Source organism: Pseudomonas sp. LTJR-52, assembly GCF_003691465.1.
Classification (GTDB): Bacteria; Pseudomonadota; Gammaproteobacteria; order Pseudomonadales; family Pseudomonadaceae; genus Chryseomonas; species Chryseomonas luteola.
On sequence record NZ_CP033105.1, the window covers coordinates 231,484 to 249,960 of the forward strand.

At 58.7% G+C, this 18,477-nt stretch carries 16 protein-coding genes and 2 pseudogenes; 7 read left to right on the forward strand and 11 right to left on the reverse strand.

Going from position 1 to position 18,477, the window contains the following annotated elements; genetic code table 11:
- Window positions 1–54: 54 nt before the first annotated feature.
- Entirely contained in the window at window positions 55–2,043 is a 1,989-nt protein-coding gene (locus tag EAW52_RS01130; protein WP_122041109.1) for a choline BCCT transporter BetT, read from the forward strand.
- A gap of 62 nt (window positions 2,044–2,105) precedes the next feature.
- On the opposite strand, the gene EAW52_RS26695 is transcribed toward EAW52_RS01130, so the two are convergent.
- The 3 genes and pseudogenes from EAW52_RS26695 to EAW52_RS01140 all read right to left on the reverse strand — a co-directional run bounded on the left by EAW52_RS26695 (window position 2,106) and on the right by EAW52_RS01140 (window position 5,188).
- A complete protein-coding gene (locus EAW52_RS26695; protein WP_372238896.1) occupies window positions 2,106–2,966 on the reverse strand; it encodes a methyl-accepting chemotaxis protein in 861 nt (286 codons plus the stop codon).
- Window positions 2,961–4,076: pseudogene (locus EAW52_RS26700) on the reverse strand (Cache 3/Cache 2 fusion domain-containing protein); the annotation flags it as partial. The gene EAW52_RS26695 and the pseudogene EAW52_RS26700, both read right to left, overlap by 6 nt.
- Window positions 4,077–4,261: 185 nt before the next feature.
- The gene (locus EAW52_RS01140; protein WP_122041111.1) at window positions 4,262–5,188 is read right to left on the reverse strand and encodes a LysR substrate-binding domain-containing protein; all 927 of its coding nucleotides are present in this window, start codon (window positions 5,186–5,188) and stop codon (window positions 4,262–4,264) included.
- A gap of 125 nt (window positions 5,189–5,313) precedes the next feature.
- Between EAW52_RS01140 and EAW52_RS01145 the strand changes: the two genes are divergently transcribed.
- Window positions 5,314–6,711, forward strand: a complete 1,398-nt coding sequence (locus tag EAW52_RS01145) for a NorM family multidrug efflux MATE transporter (protein ID WP_122041112.1) — start codon at window positions 5,314–5,316, stop codon at window positions 6,709–6,711.
- Between the two features lie 53 nt (window positions 6,712–6,764).
- Here EAW52_RS01145 and EAW52_RS01150 read toward each other — a convergent pair whose 3' ends face one another.
- Window positions 6,765–7,202: a YqaA family protein gene (locus EAW52_RS01150; RefSeq protein ID WP_122041113.1), complete on the reverse strand. Its 438-nt coding sequence runs from the start codon at window positions 7,200–7,202 to the stop codon at window positions 6,765–6,767.
- Between the two features lie 234 nt (window positions 7,203–7,436).
- On the opposite strand from EAW52_RS01150, the gene EAW52_RS01155 reads away from it, so the two are divergent.
- Genes EAW52_RS01155 through EAW52_RS01165 form a run of 3 tightly spaced genes read left to right on the forward strand, consistent with a single transcriptional unit; the run spans window position 7,437 to window position 10,851 of the window.
- Entirely contained in the window at window positions 7,437–9,194 is a 1,758-nt protein-coding gene (locus EAW52_RS01155; RefSeq protein ID WP_122041114.1) for a copper resistance system multicopper oxidase, read from the forward strand.
- On the forward strand, window positions 9,187–10,176 hold the full coding sequence (locus EAW52_RS01160) for a copper resistance protein B (RefSeq protein WP_122041115.1): 990 nt from the start codon (window positions 9,187–9,189) through the stop codon (window positions 10,174–10,176). The genes EAW52_RS01155 and EAW52_RS01160 overlap by 8 nt, the downstream gene beginning before the upstream one ends.
- 3 nt (window positions 10,177–10,179) lie before the next feature.
- Window positions 10,180–10,851 carry a cytochrome c gene (locus EAW52_RS01165; RefSeq protein ID WP_074821236.1) on the forward strand — a complete coding sequence of 224 codons (672 nt, stop codon included), beginning with the start codon at window positions 10,180–10,182 and terminating at the stop codon, window positions 10,849–10,851.
- 232 nt (window positions 10,852–11,083) lie between these two features.
- On the opposite strand, the pseudogene EAW52_RS01170 reads toward EAW52_RS01165, so the two are convergent.
- From EAW52_RS01170 to EAW52_RS01185, 4 genes and pseudogenes are all read right to left on the reverse strand, one after another.
- Window positions 11,084–11,233 (reverse strand): annotated as a pseudogene (locus tag EAW52_RS01170) (general stress protein); the annotation flags it as partial.
- A gap of 116 nt (window positions 11,234–11,349) precedes the next feature.
- Window positions 11,350–11,520: a general stress protein gene (locus EAW52_RS01175; protein ID WP_010796500.1), complete on the reverse strand. Its 171-nt coding sequence runs from the start codon at window positions 11,518–11,520 to the stop codon at window positions 11,350–11,352.
- Window positions 11,521–11,611: 91 nt separating this feature from the next.
- Window positions 11,612–11,782: a general stress protein gene (locus tag EAW52_RS01180; RefSeq protein ID WP_010796500.1), complete on the reverse strand. Its 171-nt coding sequence runs from the start codon at window positions 11,780–11,782 to the stop codon at window positions 11,612–11,614.
- Between the two features lie 61 nt (window positions 11,783–11,843).
- Window positions 11,844–12,011 carry a general stress protein gene (locus tag EAW52_RS01185; RefSeq protein WP_073450083.1) on the reverse strand — a complete coding sequence of 56 codons (168 nt, stop codon included), beginning with the start codon at window positions 12,009–12,011 and terminating at the stop codon, window positions 11,844–11,846.
- 644 nt (window positions 12,012–12,655) lie between these two features.
- Between EAW52_RS01185 and EAW52_RS01190 the strand changes: the two genes are divergently transcribed.
- Together EAW52_RS01190 and EAW52_RS01195 are read left to right on the forward strand one after the other, a co-directional pair.
- Window positions 12,656–13,216 carry a histidine phosphatase family protein gene (locus EAW52_RS01190; protein WP_122041116.1) on the forward strand — a complete coding sequence of 187 codons (561 nt, stop codon included), beginning with the start codon at window positions 12,656–12,658 and terminating at the stop codon, window positions 13,214–13,216.
- 156 nt (window positions 13,217–13,372) lie between these two features.
- On the forward strand, window positions 13,373–14,248 hold the full coding sequence (locus EAW52_RS01195; RefSeq protein ID WP_256680703.1) for a CAP domain-containing protein: 876 nt from the start codon (window positions 13,373–13,375) through the stop codon (window positions 14,246–14,248).
- A gap of 127 nt (window positions 14,249–14,375) precedes the next feature.
- Here the strand turns inward: EAW52_RS01195 and EAW52_RS01200 are convergent, their stop codons facing one another.
- The 3 genes from EAW52_RS01200 to EAW52_RS01210 form a co-directional block, all read right to left on the reverse strand.
- The gene (locus EAW52_RS01200) at window positions 14,376–15,692 is read right to left on the reverse strand and encodes a Na+/H+ antiporter family protein (RefSeq protein WP_122041117.1); all 1,317 of its coding nucleotides are present in this window, start codon (window positions 15,690–15,692) and stop codon (window positions 14,376–14,378) included.
- A gap of 138 nt (window positions 15,693–15,830) precedes the next feature.
- Window positions 15,831–16,436 (reverse strand): flavin reductase family protein, encoded by a 606-nt coding sequence (locus EAW52_RS01205; RefSeq protein ID WP_122041118.1) that lies wholly within the window; start codon window positions 16,434–16,436, stop codon window positions 15,831–15,833.
- A gap of 85 nt (window positions 16,437–16,521) precedes the next feature.
- Window positions 16,522–18,372, reverse strand: a complete 1,851-nt coding sequence (locus tag EAW52_RS01210; RefSeq protein WP_122041119.1) for a sodium:proton antiporter — start codon at window positions 18,370–18,372, stop codon at window positions 16,522–16,524.
- Between the last annotated feature and the right edge of the window lie 105 nt (window positions 18,373–18,477).

Genomic DNA, 18,477 nt, shown 5'->3' on the forward strand with positions numbered 1-18,477 from the left:
CTAGGCACTCCTTTGCAGCCACCTTGGCGCCGACAGAAAAGGAGAAAGTGCCTGATGGCCACCGAAAGCCAATCACCACCTACCCGTACCCTCAATCCCCCGGTTTTCTGGGGCTCGACCTTGCTCATTCTTATCCTGGTCATCTATGCCAGTGCCTTTCACGCGAGCGCGCAAAACGTCTTTGGTCTCATTCAATCCTGGATTATTACGAACGTCAGCTGGTTCTACATTCTGGCGGTGGCGCTGATCCTCTTGACCGTAGTCTTTCTGGGCGTCAGCCGTTATGGCGACATCAAGCTCGGCCCGGACCACAGCGAGCCGGACTACAGCAGCACGACCTGGTTTGCCATGCTGTTTTCGGCGGGCATGGGGATCGGCCTGATGTTCTTTGGCGTGGCCGAGCCGGTCATGCACTTCCTGTCGCCGCCCACTGGCCAGTCTGGCACGGTGGAGGCCGCCCGTGAGGCGTTGATCATCACCTTCTTCCACTGGGGCCTGCATGCCTGGGCCATCTACGCCATCGTGGCGCTGATCCTGGCGTACTTCAGCTTCCGTCACGGGCTTCCGCTGACCCTGCGCTCGGCCCTGTATCCCCTCATTGGCGAGCGTATCTACGGGCCGATCGGCCATGCCGTGGATATCTTCGCCATCCTAGGTACCGTCCTGGGGGTGGCAACATCACTGGGCTTTGGGGTCGCACAGATCAACACCGGTCTCAACTACCTGTTTGGCCTGGAAGTGTCGGTACCGGTGCAGATCGGCCTGATCATTGCGACTACGGCCCTGGCGACCCTATCGGTGGTTACCGGCCTGGACAAGGGGGTTCGTCGCCTGTCGGAGCTGAACCTGGGATTGGCCGTGCTGCTGCTCCTGATGGTGCTGGTCCTGGGGCCCACCGTGTTCATTCTGCAAACCTTTGTGCAGAATACCGGTGGCTACCTGACCGAGATTGTCAGCCGTACCTTTAACCTCTATGCCTATAAGCCCAACGACTGGATCGGCGGCTGGACGCTGTTCTACTGGGGCTGGTGGCTGGCATGGTCGCCTTTCGTCGGCCTGTTCATTGCCCGCATCTCCCGCGGCCGCACGATCCGCGAGTTTGTCTCCGGGGTGCTGCTGGTACCGGCCGGCTTTACGCTGTTCTGGATGACCGTATTTGGTGATACCGCCATTCACATGATCTCCTGGCAGGGCATTACGTCACTAGGCGATGCCGTGAACAAAGACAGCTCCCTGGCGTTGTTTGCCTTCCTCGAGCATTTCCCCTTTGCGTCGGCTATTTCCATGGTAGCCATCATCATGGTTGTGGTGTTCTTCGTAACATCGGCGGACTCAGGCGCGATGGTGGTCGACATGCTCGCCTCCGGCGGCATGGACAAGACGCCGGTCTGGCAACGAGTCTTCTGGGCGGCCTCCATGGGCGTCGTGGCGATTGCGCTGCTCTTGGCCGATGGTCTCAAGGCCCTGCAAACAGCCACGATTGCCACGGCGCTACCCTTTACCATCGCACTGCTCTGTTCGATGTGGGGCCTACTCAAGGCGCTCAAGCTCGATGCCACCAAACGGGGTATCCGCTACCAGGCGCTGAACATCTCCCGCCCTGCGCCTCGTTCAGCCGGTGGCTGGCAGCGTCGCCTACGTAATCTGGCCATGTTCCCGCGTCGTACCCACGTGGTGCGCTTCATCGGGGAAGTGGTTAAGCCTGCGTGTGAATCTGTTGCTGAAGAGCTGCGTAAGCAGAGCTATCTGGTTAGCGTAAAGGATGGCGACGATGGCCGGGTACGTATTGAGGTCGGCCCTGAGGAGAACCCTGAGTTCGTGTATGAGGTTCGCCCGCGCGCGTATGCCATGCCGAGCTTTGTCATGGGGGACACACAGAGCGACCAGAACGAGCGCGAGGATCGCAAATACTTCCGTGCCGATGTGCACTTGAAGGAAGGCGGCCAGGACTACGATGTGATGGGCTGGAGCCGGGACGACGTGATTGGCGACATCCTGGATCAATACGAGCGTCACATGCACTTCCTGCATATCGTTCGCTGATCGTTACCCATAAAAAAGCCGGTGCCTCTGCACCGGCTTTTTTGTGCCTGCTACCGCATCGATCAGCTGAAGCGATTTACCTCATGGCTCAGCTCTTCTGCCAGACGCTTGAGCTCATAGGCCGTGCTGGCCAGCTCTTCCGCCGCTTCACGCTGGGAGGCGTTATCGACGGCAATGGTCTGGATGTTGCGGCTCAGGGCAGTCGCCGTGCTGCTCTGCTCCTGGGTGGCCTGGGCAATGCTGGTGAACTGCTCCACAGCCTGATCGATCTGCGCTTCAATACGCTGCAGGGCCTGGGCAACGTCACCGTTAAGCGACAAACCTTGCTGCATCAGGCGGTTGCCTTCATCGATAGAGCTCATGGCGCGGTTGGTTTCTTCCTGCACTGAACCGATCATCTCGGAGATTTCACGCGTTGCCTGACTGGTGCGGCCGGCCAGGCTGCGAACCTCGTCAGCCACCACGGCAAAGCCACGGCCCTGCTCACCCGCTCGCGCAGCCTCGATGGCGGCGTTGAGCGCCAACAGGTTGGTCTGCTCGGCGATGCCACTGATCACGCTGATGATCCCACCAATCTGCTGGGAACGCTCGCCCAGGTTATTGACCACCGTAGCTGTCGTGCCCAGCGACTGGGCGATCTGCTCCAGCGCTTTTGAGGCAGCACGCATGGAGGCCGTACCGTTACGGGTTTCGGCGGCGTTTTCGTTGGTCAGCTGCTCGGTCTTGCGCATGCTGTCGGCAATGTTCTGCGCGGTGGCGCTGAACTCTTCCACCGCGCTCGCCATGCTGTCGATCTGGGAAGACTGTTCAGCCGACCGGCGCTGCGTAGCACCGGACAGGGTGCTCAGCTGATCGGAGCGAGTGGTCACATCGTGAGATGAATGACGTACGCGATCTACTGTGTTCGACAGGGCTTCGGCCATCTGGTTGAAGCTATGGGAGAGCTGGCCGATTTCATCGTGGCTTTCGACCTTCAGACGAACGCTCAGCTGGCCTTCGCCCAGAGCCTGGGCCTGCTTGACGAGGTGCCCCAGCGGTTTCAGCTTGTGGCGTAGCATCAGTACAGAAGCCAGAATAGCGAGAACCAGTGCCAGTACACTACCAAACGCCAATTTAAGGCCTACGTTCCAGAGCAATTCCTGTTCTTCAGCGACAGGAACAGTCGCTACTACTTTCCAGGTATCGCCCGGGACCGAAACAAGAACACTCTGGAACGCCTGCTTGTCATCTTCCCATTCGATGAAGTCACCACCCTTATCCATGCTCAATGCCGCAAGCGCAGCGTCAGGCTTGGTAGTGCCTGCCGGGGTAATCAACCATTTGTTCTGCTCGTCCAGAATGGCCAGAGAACCTTCTCGACCAATTCGAAAGGCTGACAGGCTGGCGAACTGCTTTTTCTGCGCATCAGTGTAATCAAAACCGACATACAGCACCGCGATGACCTGACCGGAAGCATCACGTACGGGCGTGTACTGGTTCATGAAGTTACGACCGAACAATACGGCGCGCCCCACGTAAGGCTGTCCATTAAGCAGCTTGTCGTAAGCGGGATGCTTATGGTCAAGTTGTGTACCAATGGCACGCGTGCCGTCTTCTTTCTTGACAGACGTCGTTACACGGATGAACTCGTTGCCATCACGCACAAAGACAGTTGCCGCACCGCTAGTCAGTGCAGTGAATTCGTCAACCGAGGTGAAATCATTGTTCAGCGGCTGGCCTTGGAGCATTAGTACAGGTGTCGACGTTCCACCCACGGATACTCGCTCGCTGGGATCACGCGCAAGGCCTGCACCGAAACGTCGCTCAAACACACCGGCTAGACGTTCTGTACTGATTTTCAGCGTATCGTGAAACGTATTGAGCTGGTTGGCTAAAAGCTGGGCCTCACCAGAGAGGTGATGATGGTGACTTTCCTCAGTGGAAACACTCAGGGAGCGCAACGCAAACAATCCACTTCCTGTGATAACCACAACCAATATGACCGTCAGAGCAAGCGCAAGCTGCCCGGCGATACCGAAACGACGTCCCGACATGGGGGTATTCTCCTCAAGAACACCAGCATTCCCCGACTGGCATTCGCGTTAGGTTGGCTTTTGACGACCTGAGATGCTGTACACGCAAGGCCCTCTTCGGGGCGAATCTTCTAAGTCGGTCGTTTGATTATCGGCGGGATGTAAGACAACTTGATCCATCAGCACGATGGGCGTCGGGATGTTCCTTATGAGTGGTAGGTCACATCAGGTAAGGTCATGGCGTTAACCTCAGCCAGAAGAAAATCCCTCAGCAGGGAGAAACGCTTCGGGTTGCGTCGAGCCTTGGGCCATACCAGGTAATACGCCTCACCACTCGCCACCGCTGTAGGCCAGGGGAGCGCCGTCCGCCCCAGTTGAAGATCCTCCGAGACCATTACCAGATCTCCAATGGATACCCCATACCCACGGGCAGCGGCCGCCATTCCAAGCTCCAACGTATCGAATACCTGTCCGCCTCTGATCGGTATGTCGTCCGACAGCGCCATAGCTTGAAGCCAGCGACGCCAATCGCGACGATCGGGCGTGGGATGCAGCAGCTCGGTCTCCCGCAACCGCTGTATATCCCAGGGTCCCTCCGCTGCGGCTTCGGGTGAGCAAACCGGAATCAGCCATTCCTGAAACAACAAGGTGCTTTCCCACTCTTCAGGGAAACGACCGTGGCTCAGCAGCACCGCACAATCGAAGGGTTCGTGGATGAAGTCGACATGATCACTGTCCATCCAGGCACTGGTCAGCTGCACTTCGATCCCCTCATTCGCCTGCCGAAAGCGGGACAGCCGAGCCAGCAACCAGCGCAGGGACAATGTGGAAGGCGCCTTGAGCCGGAGCGTACCTTCGTCCACCGACAGCACGGAGCACGCCCGGCCCAATGCCTCGAAACCTTCGCTGATGCCTGGCAGCAACAGCTTGGCTGGTTCCGTAAGGATCAGCTGACGTCCCGAGCGCTCGAACAGTCGACACCCAAAATGGGCCTCCAGGGTGCGGATATGTCGGCTTACGGCGCTCTGGGTCAGTGAAAGCTCCTGCGCGGCACGCGTGAAAGACGAATGCCGGGCCGCCGACTCAAAGGCTCGCAAGGCATAAAGCGGAGGAAGACGAGTCGACTCAGACATGATTAAAACTCATGGCAGACAGGTTTATTTTCGGTTTGTGGGACAGCCCAAGTGTACCCACAATAACCCTGCCTTTCTGCCTGTCTGGCAGACGTCTTCTCTGCCTTTGTGAGTTTGACTCATTCATGACCCTGCTACGTACCGAACTGTCCGCGTTGGCTCGTCTGGCCGTTCCACTGATTACCGCCCAGCTGGCCTACGTGGCCATGGTCTTTACCGACACGGTCATGATGGGCCGCCTCGGCCCCGAGGCGCTGGCCAGTGGAGGACTAGGGGCCGCCACTTATTCCTTCGTGACGGTGGTTTGCGTGGGGATCATCGCCGCGGTCGGTAATCTGGCGGCCATCCGGCACGGTCAAGACGATACCGAGGGTGTAACGGATGTCGCCTGCGCGGGCGTCTGGATCGCCCTGGGCCTTGCATTGATCGCCGGACTTATTCTCTGGAGTCTGGAGCCTGCGCTGCTGGCCCTGGGGCAGGCTCCGGCGACAACAGGCGAAGCCATGGGCTTTATCCACGCCGTAAGCTTTGCCCTGCCCGGCTATCTGGTGTTCATGTCCCTGCGCGGCTTTACCAGCGGTATCGGCCGCCCTGGGCCGGTGATGTCGATTGCTATTGGCGGCGCACTGGCCAATCTGGTGCTCAATCTGGCCTTTATCGAAGGCTGGATGGGTCTGCCGTTTCTTGGTTTGAAGGGTATCGGCCTGATCACGGCGCTGGTCATGACAGTCATGGCGCTGGCCATGGCGCTGACCATCCGGGCACGCAGTGCCTATGCAGCCTACCCGATCGCGCGGAAACTGCTCAGCCTCAACCGGGGCGCTATCAGCGAAACCCTGCGCCTGGGCCTGCCCATCGGCGGCACCTATGCCGTCGAGACCGCCCTGTTTGCCGCCGCTGCCCTGTGCATGGGCGCGCTGGGAAGCACTCAGCTCGCCGCGCACCAGATCGCCAATCAGCTAGTGTACGTTGCCTTCATGATCCCGGTGGGGTTGGCTTATGCCTCCAGCCTGCGGGTCGGGCTGCACTTTGGCGCGGGCCGGTTTGCGGAATCACGTCTGGCTGGCCGTATCGGCATTACCATTGGCGCCACCTGCATGCTGGCCGTCGCCATTGCATTCTGGCTCATGCCGGAGACCCTGGTCGGTCTGTTCATTGATCGGGACGACCCTGCCGGCCGCACCGTTATGGCATTGGCCGTAAGCCTGCTGGCGATCGCCGCCTGGTTTGAGTTCTTCGATGGTATCCAGGGCATCGCCTCGGGCGCGCTGCGGGGTATCCGGCAGGCTCGCCAAGCCATGCTGATCGGCCTGGCTTGCTACTGCTGTGTGGGAATTGTCTCAGCCTGGCTCTTAGGGCTGGTATTAAGCTTTGATGCCCGTGGCGTCTGGTGGGGAATGGCTCTGGGTCTGGCCTGCGCAGCGGTTGCGCTCACCTGGGCCTTCGAGCGGCATATGCGGGGTCTGCTCTACCATGAGAACGTCGAATCGCCTGCGGAAAAACAATGGGCTACCCAGAGTTAAGCGCGCTTTTCGAGGATTGTCAGTGATGGCAGCCGCGGTGACACGCGGTCCGCTCAGTACCAGCCAAGGACTAGGGCCGAGACGGCCAGATAACGCGCCGTCTTGGCGAAGCCGACAAGCAGGATAAAAACGGGCAGCGGTTCGCGCATAACGCCTGCTACCAGCGTCAGCGGATCGCCAATGACCGGTACCCAGCTCAGTAGCAGCGACCAACGTCCGTAGCGGTGATACCCTCGTTGCGCGCGTTCGAGTTGACGGGGCGAAACAGGGAACCAGCGACGGCTCCGAAAGTGTTCGATTGAGCGCCCCAGAAACCAGTTCATCACCGAGCCCAGCGTATTACCGAGAATCGCCGCCAAGAGTAACAAGGGCACGGAATAACTGCCCTGTAATAACAACGCGGCCAGCGCTGCCTCGGACTGGGCTGGCAACAAGGTAGCAGCCGCCAGAGCAACCAGAAACAACCCGACATATACCGTCAGCTCAGCCATGCGCTCTGCCTGTTTCCACCATCTCCTGGCTCCGCTACTGTCATCCCCTCAGGCTATCGATACGGCATCGGCTAGAGGGCGGCTAAATATTTCCGGATGTTACGGAGCGCTCAGCCATATCGGCAGTCTATGCAACGTCCACAGGCAGCGGCGAAGCGGTTTATACGCCTCAGCCGAAACGGATTATGTGAAAAGAACAAGGCCCTAACGGCCCACCGACGGGATAACAACTGCATGGCATCCACTACATCGAGGCGTACGTTCGTAAAAGGCTTGGCAGCAGGCAGTCTGCTGAGCGGCCTAGGCCTCTGGCGAACCCCCGTTTGGGCATTGACCAGCCCAGGACAACCCACCGTGCTGTCCGGCACCGAATTCGATCTGGTCATTGGCGAAACGCCCGTCACCATCACCGGCGCCAAGCGCACCGCCCTGACCATCAATGGCAGCCTGCCCGGCCCGCTTCTGCGCTGGCGCGAAGGGGATACCGTTACGCTGCGCGTTCGCAACCAACTCGATGAGGCCACCTCAATCCACTGGCACGGCATCATCCTGCCGGCCACGATGGATGGCGTACCTGGGCTGAGCTTTAGCGGCATCGCACCTGACGGTCTGTACGAGTACCGCTTCAAGGTCCAGCAGCACGGCACGTACTGGTATCACAGCCACTCGGGCTTTCAGGAGCAGCGGGGGGGCTATGGCCCGCTGATCATCGAGCCGCGTGAACCGGAGGCCTTTGCCTATGACCGTGATTATGTAGTGATGCTGACGGACTGGAGCGATGAAAAGCCCGAGCACATCCTCTCGACGCTCAAGAAGCAGGCCGATTACTACAACAACAACCAGCGCACCGTGGTCGACTTCGTCAACGATGTGAGCGAGAAAGGCTGGTCCGCCACGGTAAAGGACCGCGCAATGTGGGCCGAGATGCGGATGACGCCTACCGATCTGGCTGATGTGACAGGCGCTACCTACACCTATCTCATGAACGGGGCAGCGCCTGACGGCAACTGGACCGGCCTTTTCAAGCCTGGGGAAAAGATTCGGCTGCGCTTCATCAATGGGTCGGCCATGTCCTATTTCGATGTGCGCATTCCCGGTCTGAAGATGACAGTCGTGGCGGCAGATGGCCAACCCATCGAGCCGGTCAGCGTAGACGAATTCCGTATCGCGGTGGCGGAGACCTATGACGTCATCGTCGAGCCGTCCGACCAGCAGGCCTACACGATTTTCGCCCAGTCCCTGGACCGCACCGGTTATGCCCGCGGCACGCTGGCCCTTCGCGAAGGCCTTAACGCACCGGTACCGGACATGGACCCGCGCCCGCTGGTAAGCATGGCGGACATGGGTCACGGCGACCACAGCGCACCGTCGTCCCAGGGCCACGCAGGGATGGATCACGGCAGTCACGGCATGGATCACAGCGCCATGAACCATGGCACACCACACGGCGGGCATGACACCGGAGCCATGCAGACGCACCCGGCTAGCGAAGACGGCAATCCACTGGTAGACATGCAGACCATGATGCCTGCCCCCAAACTGGACGACCCCGGAATGGGCCTGCGGGACAACGGCCGCCGTGTTCTCACCTATGCCGATCTCAAAAGTACCTTTCCCGACCCGGATGGCCGTGAGCCAACCCGCACCCTGGAGCTGCACCTGACGGGGCATATGGAGCGCTTTGCCTGGTCATTCGACGGGATGAAATTCTCGGATGCCGAGCCCATTAGGCTTACTTACGGCGAGCGGGTTCGTATCGTGCTGGTCAACGACACCATGATGATGCACCCCATCCACCTGCACGGCATGTGGAGTGACCTGGAAGACGAACACGGCCGCTTTATGGTCCGCAAACACACCATCGACATGCCGCCCGGCTCGAAGCGCAGTTACCGCGTAACAGCCGATGCACTAGGCCGCTGGGCCTACCATTGTCACATGCTTTTCCACATGGAAACCGGCATGTTCCGCGAAGTTATTGTCGATGTTTAAGGAGAGGCCTGTGAGCACATTATCGACCCGCCTGCCGGCCTGTACGTTTGCGCTGGTACTGGGCAGCATCTCTGTTGCCCATGCGGCAGATCCGGCCTCCCAGGCTGACGCCACGGGAAATCCGACCCAGGCGCAACACGCGCATGGTGGCATGGATCATGGGCAGATGGACCATAGCCGGATGTCGCACGGCTCCATGGACCCCCACTCGATGAATCATGACGGCATGGCGCACGGCAGCCCTACTCCAGACAGCACGGCCACATCCCAGAGCCGTACACCCATCCCGCCTGTCACCGCGGCCATGCGCGAGGCGGCCTTCCCTCCTCTCGCTGGCCATGCCGTACACGACAGCGCCATCCACAGCTATTTGCTCTTCGATCAACTGGAGTGGCAGGACGCCAAGGAGGGCAGCACGCTTAACTGGCAGGCCGAAGGTTGGATTGGTGGCGATATAAACCGATTTAACTTCCGCTCCGAAGGCCAGCGTACCAACGGTCATACCGAAGAGGCCGAAATTCAGGCACTCTGGGGACATGCCATCACGCCCTGGTGGGAAACGGTGGCCGGTGTCCGGCAGGATTTCAAACCCGGTTCGCCTCAAACATGGGCAGCGTTTGGTATCCAGGGCGAAGCCATCAAGGATCTGGATCTGGAAATAACGGCCTTCCTTGGCGAAGGCAGCCAGACCGGTCTGCGCATAGAGGCCGAGTACGACATGATGCTGACCAACAATCTCATCTTGCAGCCGCATACCGAGCTCAACTTCTACGGCAAGAACGATGAGGCTCGTGGCACGGGGTCCGGGATTTCCGAAACCGAGTTTGGTCTGCGCTTGCGCTACGAAATCACTCCGCAGTTTGCGCCCTATGTTGGCGTGTCATGGAACAACACCCATGGTCAGACGGCATCCTATGCCCAAGAAGAAGGCGAAGATACTCACGATGCTCGGCTGGTAGCCGGTGTTCGTATGTGGTTCTAACCCATGACCTTCCTGAAGGCTGCCCTGCTGCTGACGCTTGCCGTTCTGGCGCTCATTGCAGTGGCAGTCTATTCAGGTGTGATCAACATAGGAGCGGATACGCCTCACGTAGAGCCGGTACACCGCTTGATCGTCATGTTGCGTGATCGCTCCATTGAAGTGCGATCCGAACGGATTACGGTCCCCAACCTGGAAAGCAAGGCACTGATTCGCAGCGGCGCGGGTAATTACGATGCGATGTGTGCCGCCTGCCATCTTGCACCCGGAATCAATGAGACGGAGCTGAGCAAAGGCCTTTATCCGCCTCCTCCCAACCTCAGCCAGCAGGGAATCACCGATCCGGCAGAGGCGTTCTGGATTATCAAGCATGGCGTCAAGGCCACCGGTATGCCGGCTTGGGGCAAAAGCATGAGCGACGACTATATCTGGGGACTTGTCGCGTTCCTGCAAAAACTGCCAACCTTGGATGCCCAGCAGTATCATGTATTAGTAGCTTCCAGCGAAGGGCATTCTCACAGCGGTGGACAACTAGACCATCATGCACACGGAACGCTGAGCTATCCACAGGATGAGCGTGAAGCCCAGGAAAATCAGCCTGTGGAAAAGATTACTCCATCCACTCACCAGCCCAGAGTTATACACAAGCACGCTGATGGCGAAGACCATGTGCATTAAATAAAAGGTATGTGGATAACTCGAAGCGGCTTAAATTCTGTTCAAAACTGCTTGGTAACAGCGCCTTGAAAACGGAGTGGTGTAAGCGAAAACAGGAGGCAGACGGTACGCCATACAGAGCTGCCGTACGGATGCTCATAACTGGCTGTATAAAGTAGAAACTGAATCCGGCCAAGAACAGGACGGATGAAGAAATGGGGCAATGGCTTGACACCACTGCCCCTGATACTACTTAGCTACGGCCACCGCCGTGGCTGTTCTGACCGCCTTTGCGGCCCGCTTCGGAAGCCTTTTCACGGTCATTGGCAAAGTTACCGCCGCTGTTGTGACCGCCTTTACGACCTGCTTCAGATGCTTTCTCACGATCGTTTGCGAAATTGCCTGGGTTGTTATTTGCCATTGTCTTTCTCCTCATATACGGATTCGGACTGGACTGAAATACAACGTGTCAGTTCAGCTAGGTGAGCGAAGCACAAGACTTCGCCTGTCTGGGGTCACTTAGCTACGGCCGCCGCCGTGGCTATTCTGACCGCCTTTCTTACCTGCTTCGGATGCTTTCTCGCGATCATTGGCGAAATTACCGCCGCTGTTCTGTCCGCCTTTCTTGCCGGCTTCGGACGCTTTTTCACGATCGTTTGCAAAGTTGCCTGGATTGCTATTCTGAGTCATGGTCTTGCTCCTCTTTCGGATTGAGACTGGACTGATAAACATCTCAGTTCAGAGTGGATGGAGTCACATGCTCCATCCTCTTAGTGATCAATCAGCTACGGCCACCGCCATGGCTGTTCTGACCACCTTTCTTGCCTGCTTCGGAAGCCTTTTCACGATCATTGGCAAAATTACCGCCACTGTTTTGGCCGCCTTTTTTACCGGCTTCAGACGCTTTTTCGCGATCGTTGGCAAAGTTGCCCGGATTGGAATTCTGAGTCATGGTCTTGCTCCTCTTTACTTTCGGATTGGGACGGACTGTAAAAACCTGTTCGGCTCAGGAATTAGCTACGACCACCGCCGTGGCTGTTCTGACCACCTTTGCGGCCCGCTTCGGAAGCTTTTTCGCGGTCATTGGCGAAGTTACCGCCGCTGTTCTGACCACCTTTCTTTCCAGCTTCAGATGCTTTTTCACGATCGTTTGCAAAGTTGCCTGAGTTACTGTTTGCCATTGTCTTTCTCCTAATGGATTGGGACGTCATGCCTTGTGTTTTCGCTAACCGTTTTCCGTCAGCGTTCGTAATTTCTGAGGGTTGTTATTGAAGGGAGTTCCTGCTTTTTAACCGTCTCGATCAGGTGCAGACGAGCGGTACAGGAGCTGTTCAGCTACCGCCTACAACAAGCGAAGCGGCTGATTTATAAGTGTTTTTAGGTTTCAGGTGACTGGCACCAAAATGAGGCAATACTCATCAAGGCGGCATCTAGTCTGCTTTATAGCGGAGCGGTAACCGTTTCGTTTTGGCGTCCCTTAATATATACTTTTACATGCAAATAAACATGTAGTTAGGCGTTAGGCCGGACTCGTTTGAAGCAGCGGAATATTTCAAAAACTTTCCTGGAATCGATCGAACTTGCATGTCCATTCAAGAGCGACATCAGTTCGAATGCGTAACCCAAGACATACTCAAACGCAATCCATCCTGACCGGTCAGAAAACTTCTGAGCATTCCGGTGCTGATGCTCAATTTCATGACTCGACGACACTCAGGGCAGCTATTTTTTATCCCCTACGGAATAAAACGCGAGCGCAGCCGTCATATCGCTTCACAGGTATCGCCTGCCTTTGAACGGACTCACCCGCGGGAGCGGAGACTTCATGCAAATCACCCTTGTACGCCATGGCAAACCCGATCACTCCGGCACGAAATGGCTGTCACCCCGAGAGATGATGGAGTGGGTCGAAGGCTACCAGAAGGCCGATGTACTCTGCCGTAAGCTTCCAGCCGATCTCGTCGAGCTGGCGAGCAGTGCCGGTGTGTTGGTTTGCAGTTCCTTGTCACGCTGCATGCAATCGCTCAATCATCTGGCCGGTGAGCGTCCTTATACGTGCGATAAAACCTTTGCTGAGGCGCACCTGCCTGGGTTCGATCTCCCTTGGCCCAAACTCCCCGTAAAAATGTGGCGTTTGACGCTGCGATCAGCCTGGTTTCTGGGCTTATCCACTCACACTGAGTCCATCTTTGCATCCAACCGACGGGCCAAGCAGGCCGCCGACAAGCTGATCGCCCTCGCCCAGGAACATGGCTCGGTTCTGTTGATGGGCCATGGGATCATGAACGTGCTGATCGCTCACCACTTGCGTAAACAGGGCTGGGCCGGACCGCTTCACTTGATCCTGAAGGACTTCTGGCACCCTACCGTTTACAGGAAGGCATGAGTCAATCCATGACACTCCAGTGATTGGCTAAACGAAAATCGCTTTTTTCAGATCCCATACAGGCAAATTGACGTATCGTCATGCCTGCGCGGTGATGACTGTTCCAGCCTGGAGCAGCCACTGTTTCTATCGGTTGCCGTTCAGCCAATGACTATCATGCCTACTTCGTCCTGCTCCACGCTTCGTTTATCCACCGTGATGGGGGCCGCGCTGCTGGCAAACCTGTCCATGATGCCTTTTGCGCAGGCCAGCGACAGCAGTCAGCTCATCAGCCTGATCAACCAGTACCGTGCTGCGCCACAACGCTGTAACGGGCAGCATACGGCTCCTGCCGGCCCACTGGCCGCCAACGAAAAACTGGCCCAGGTGCGTCTTTCACAGGGCATGCAGCTGCGTGAGGTCTTGCGCGGGGCGGGTTATCAGGCAGCCCAGGTGCAAGCCATGGCTATTTCGGCACCGGCCGGTGCGGAAGCTGCCATGCAGGTGTTGACCCAGAGTTATTGCAAGGCGCTCTTGGACTCACATTACGCAGAGGTTGGCGTCTCGCGTTCGGGTAATCGCTGGCAAATCGTCCTGGCCCAGCCGGTGTTGTCGGGCAATATCGGCGACTGGCAGTCTGCCGGTAAGGAAGTCCTCAGGCTGGTCAACGAGGCGCGCGCCAAGCCGCGCCGCTGCGGGAGTCAATCCTTCAAGAGTGCCAAGCCGCTCACCTGGGACGCCAAGCTGGCCAACGCCGCCCTCGCTCACAGCCGCGAGATGGCCTCGCTCGATTACTTCAGCCATGCCGGCAAGGATGGCAGTCAGGTGGACAAGCGCGCCCAGCAACAGGGTTATCAATGGCGACGGATCGGCGAGAACATTGCCGGTGGTCCCGGCTCACCCAAGCAGGTCGTCTCCGGCTGGCTGGCCAGCCCTGGCCATTGCAGCAACATCATGAACCCGGACTACACCCAGATGGGTACGGCTTATGCCGTCAATCCCAAGAGCAGCGAGGTTATCTACTGGACGCAGGTGTTTGGGACACCGCGTTGAGTAAGGGGCAGGGATGTGGGAGTGATGGGTATCGCGTTGTTCAACCCATCAACAAACGCTATGCCCCACATTCTTAACCCACAAAAAAGCCGCCTCGAATGGGCGGCTTTTTTGTATGCAGCGAGGCTTACAACACCATCGCGGCAACCCAGCCGAACACCAGCAGCGGCAGGTTGTAATGCAGAAAGGTGGGCACCACGGTATCCCAGATGTGGTTGTGCTGACCGTCCACGTTGAGGCCGGCGGTTGGGCCAAGGGTGGAGTCAGACGCCGGCGAACCCGCGTCACCCAGCGCACCTGCGGTTCCGATCAGGGTCACGATAGCCAGCGGGCTAAAGCCCAGCTGCACGCTGAGCGGCACAAAGATCGCGGCAATAATCGGGACCGTCGAGAACGACGAACCAATCCCCATGGTGACCAGAAGGCCTACCAGCAGCATCAGGAATGCCCCTACCGCCTTGCTATGGCCAATCCAGTCCGCAGACGCATCCACCAGGCTCTTCACCTGTCCTGTTGCGGTCATTACCTCGGCAAAGCCCTGGGCGGTAATCATGATAAAGCCGATAGCCGCCATCATCTTCATGCCTTCGGTAAAGAGGTCATCCGACTCCTTCCACCGCACAACGCCGGAGGCCGAGAACACCAGAAAACCGGCCAGTGCGCCGATAATCATGGAGTCCAGCCACAGCTGTACGCTAAAGGCAACCGCAACCGCCACACCCGCCATCAGCAAACTCTTGGGGTTGTAGCTCGCCTCGACATGCTCGGCCTGCTCCAGCCGCGCCAGATCATAGACACGCTTGCGGCGATAGCTGAAAGAGGCGATTGCCAGCCCGCACACCATCCCCAGCGCCGGAAGGGCCATCGCGTGCGTGATGCTGATACCACTGATATCCACGCCCGCCTTTGCCACATTGGCCAGCAGGATATCGTTCAGGAAGATGGTGCCAAATCCCACCGGCAGGAACATGTAGGGCGTTACCAGACCAAACGTCATCACGCAGGCAATCAGCCGACGGTCGATCTGCAGACGTGTCAACACATACAGGAGCGGCGGAATCAGCAACGGAATAAACGCAATATGAATCGGCAGGATGTTTTGCGACGAGATGGAAACCGCCAGGATCAGGGCCATCAGGATCCATTTCACCATGCCGCCGCCCTTGTTCTCGCTGCGACCGACCATGACGAGCACCTTGCTCGCCAGCGCATGCGCCAGCCCGGATTTGCTGATGGCGACCGCAAAGGCCCCCAACATGGCGTAGGACAACGCCACGGTGGCACCTGAACCCAGCCCCGTATTGAAGGCCTTGAGCGTGCCATCCATTCCCAACCCGCCCAGCATCCCACCGACGAGCGCACTGGCGACCATGGCGATCACCACGTTTACGCGGCACAGGCTGAGGACCAACATGAGTCCTACGGCCGCGACTACTGCATTCATTACCATCCTCCAGCGGAGTGCAAGCCTACCCAAAAAGGCGCGTACTCTGCCGTAATGCAGTAGATGGAGTCAAAAACGGATGCCGAAGTGCAGGCGTCAAGGCTGACCCGGTAGGCTGCCGGGCCGGTGAATGCGGGGCTATTCCTGTTTGGGGGACAGCGGCGTTCCCACCACCGAATCGCCAATTACCAGAAAGTGTCCCCCCGCAATATGGTGCAGCGTGCGCAGCTCATCGTGCCCCTCGAATGACCAGTGCCCCTCCTTGAAGACGCGCTCGTCGGCCTGGGCAGCAATCACTTCACCCAGGAACAAATCATACTGCTGTTCATTGTGCGGCTCCGGCAGCAGGCGGCACTCCAGCCACGCCACGCAGCCTTCCAGCAGCGGTGCTTCGACCTGCTCACCGGTGAAGGTCTCCAGCCCATACAGCGCAAACTTGTCCTTTTCACCCCGATCCAGCTCGCGGCCCGAAGTGGTTCCTACGGTCTGGGCGATGTCCGCCTGCGTCACCACCGGCACGTTCAGCACAAAGGTGCCGGACTGCTCCAGCAGCTCCCGCGTCCAGGTGGACTTATCCAGGACAACCGCCACTTTGGGCGGCTCGAAATCGATCGCCATCGCCCAGGCCGCTGCCATGATGTTGCGCTTGCCTTCGTGTGCCGCGCTGACCAGCACCGTCGGCCCATGGTTAAGCAGCCGATAGGCCTTGGGAAGAGGAACGGGGCGGCGAGTGGTTGTGGTCATGAAGGGACTCCAGAAAGATGAGGCGCGGCCTTGTTTAGCGGCCGGGCATAGAAGAATGTCATCATAAGGGGTACGCCGGGCTTGATCAGCCCGGCAGCGTAGGCGCGACGTTAGCTGCCGGCTCACGGGCGGCGTCATCCTCCGTTGGCTCGATCAGCGCCACCACCGTCCAGCCGGACTGGGGCTGCCAGCTGCTGTCCGGTGTGACGACACGGATCTTGTCCTGCGGGTCGCGGGCGAACAGTACCAGCGCCTTGCCTTCATGCAGCGCCTGATAGTCAGCCCAGCCAAAACCGTCCGTTAGCCGCGTGGTTCGGATCTCGTCTCCCCGCGCCAGTCGCCCGGCCAGCTGTGGATAAGTAAGGGCCGGACTGCCAAGCGCCTGACCACGGTGCTCTTCACTCGCGCGGTGCTTGTCGCTTCGCTGGCTGTCCTTGCCGCTGTACACGGTGTACAGCTCGTTGGCACCGAACTCATGGCGAAACCGCATGCTGGCGAGGGTGTTCAGTTCGCCCGCGGGAGATACGCCAAGCAGACGACCAATCCCTACCAGATCCATATGCGCCTCGGCGTGCTGCGACGCCGGATTGCCAAAGTAGGTGGGCAGCTCATCCATGCGCGCGCTACTGATGTTGTCCCAGTTCGAGTCGGTCAACATGACGCGCACACCCAGCTGTTGCAGGGCTTTGCCCAAGGCGCGAGCCACTGGGTTGGCACCGATGATGAGAAAGCCGGTCGGCGCGGGTTCGGCCACCTTGAGCAGACGGGCCAGCGGGCGAGCCGTTGCGCTTTGCAGCACCACCGTACCGATGATAACTGCAAAGGTGAGCGGCACCAGTAAAGCGGCATCATCATTCCCTTCGCTGGTCAGGCGAATCGCAAAGATTGCCGAGACGGCGGCCGCCACGATGCCACGCGGCGCAATCCAGCCCAGCAGCACCCGCTCGCGCCAGGACAGCGTCGACCCCCAGGTCGAGACCAGCACGTTCAGCGGTCGCGCCACGAACAGGATTACCAGCAGCAGGACGAGTACCGCAGGTCCTAGCGCCAGCAAGGCATTCAGGTCCAGCCGCGCCGCCAAGAGAATAAACAGCCCGGAAATGAGCAGAACGCTCAGGTTCTCCTTGAAATGCAGGATCTCCCGTACATCGACATCCTTCATGTTCGCCAAGCACATGCCCATCAGCGTAACCGCCAGGAGACCCGACTCATGAACAAAGTGGTTGGACACAATGAAGACGCCCAACACTGCTGCCAGGCTCGCCAGGTTGTACAGGTAATCCGGCAACCACTGCCGTCTCAGTACCTGCCCCAACAGCCAGCCACCAGCCAGGCCGAACACACAGCCGCACACGATTACCGCGGCAAACGTCGTCAGGCTCTGGCTGACCCCGCTACCGGCATCATGGGCGACCACAAAGCTGTACACCACTACCGCCAGCAGCGCGCCAATAGGGTCGATGACGATGCCTTCCCAACGCAGGATATTGGCCACCGACGCCCGGGGGCGCACCACCCTCAGCATCGGCACGATCACCGTCGGGCCGGTTACCAGCGTCATGCTGCCAAACAGCAGAGCCAGATCCCAAGGAAAGTCGAGCAGATAGTGGGTGGCAATGGTAATGACGGCCCACGTCACCAGCGCTCCGGCCGTCACCAGCCGGTGCACCACACTGCCGATCTCCCGCCATTCGGACAGATGCAGCGTAAGGCTGCCTTCGAACAGGATCAGCGCCACTGCCATCGAGACGACAGGAAACAGGAGGGGTCCCAGCAGCGCCTGCGGATCGAGCCAGCCCGTGACCGGACCCGCCAGGATGCCGCAGACCAACAGAAACAGAATCGCCGGCAAGCGCAGCCGCCAGGCCAGCCACTGGCACATCAGGGCAATAACGCCGATACCGGCAAAGGCGAACAAGAGCTGTTGTTCGTGCATAACGGTCCTTGGAATACGAGGGGAAAAACATCAAGCGAGGGACAGCGCAAAAAGCTGTCATGACTAGACCGTAGCGCCTTTGCAGCAATTCCTGACCTTACGTCG

Bases quoted from the DNA above. Each gene is read 5' to 3' on its own strand.
- EAW52_RS01210 (WP_122041119.1), bottom strand. From the start codon at position 18,372: ATGCACGAACAACAGCTCTTGTTCGCCTTTGCCGGTATCGGCGTTATT.
- EAW52_RS01180 (WP_010796500.1), bottom strand. From the start codon at position 11,782: ATGACTCAGAATTCCAATCCGGGCAACTTTGCCAACGATCGCGAAAAA.
- EAW52_RS01205 (WP_122041118.1), bottom strand. From the start codon at position 16,436: ATGACCACAACCACTCGCCGCCCCGTTCCTCTTCCCAAGGCCTATCGG.
- EAW52_RS01190 (WP_122041116.1), top strand. From the start codon at position 12,656: ATGCAAATCACCCTTGTACGCCATGGCAAACCCGATCACTCCGGCACG.
- EAW52_RS01140 (WP_122041111.1), bottom strand. From the start codon at position 5,188: ATGTCTGAGTCGACTCGTCTTCCTCCGCTTTATGCCTTGCGAGCCTTT.
- EAW52_RS01165 (WP_074821236.1), top strand. From the start codon at position 10,180: ATGACCTTCCTGAAGGCTGCCCTGCTGCTGACGCTTGCCGTTCTGGCG.
- EAW52_RS01145 (WP_122041112.1), top strand. From the start codon at position 5,314: ATGACCCTGCTACGTACCGAACTGTCCGCGTTGGCTCGTCTGGCCGTT.
- EAW52_RS26695 (WP_372238896.1), bottom strand. From the start codon at position 2,966: ATGGCCGAAGCCCTGTCGAACACAGTAGATCGCGTACGTCATTCATCT.
- EAW52_RS01200 (WP_122041117.1), bottom strand. From the start codon at position 15,692: ATGAATGCAGTAGTCGCGGCCGTAGGACTCATGTTGGTCCTCAGCCTG.
- EAW52_RS01185 (WP_073450083.1), bottom strand. From the start codon at position 12,011: ATGGCAAACAGTAACTCAGGCAACTTTGCAAACGATCGTGAAAAAGCA.
- EAW52_RS01130 (WP_122041109.1), top strand. From the start codon at position 55: ATGGCCACCGAAAGCCAATCACCACCTACCCGTACCCTCAATCCCCCG.
- EAW52_RS01175 (WP_010796500.1), bottom strand. From the start codon at position 11,520: ATGACTCAGAATAGCAATCCAGGCAACTTTGCAAACGATCGTGAAAAA.
- EAW52_RS01155 (WP_122041114.1), top strand. From the start codon at position 7,437: ATGGCATCCACTACATCGAGGCGTACGTTCGTAAAAGGCTTGGCAGCA.
- EAW52_RS01195 (WP_256680703.1), top strand. From the start codon at position 13,373: ATGCCTACTTCGTCCTGCTCCACGCTTCGTTTATCCACCGTGATGGGG.
- EAW52_RS01150 (WP_122041113.1), bottom strand. From the start codon at position 7,202: ATGGCTGAGCTGACGGTATATGTCGGGTTGTTTCTGGTTGCTCTGGCG.
- EAW52_RS01160 (WP_122041115.1), top strand. From the start codon at position 9,187: ATGTTTAAGGAGAGGCCTGTGAGCACATTATCGACCCGCCTGCCGGCC.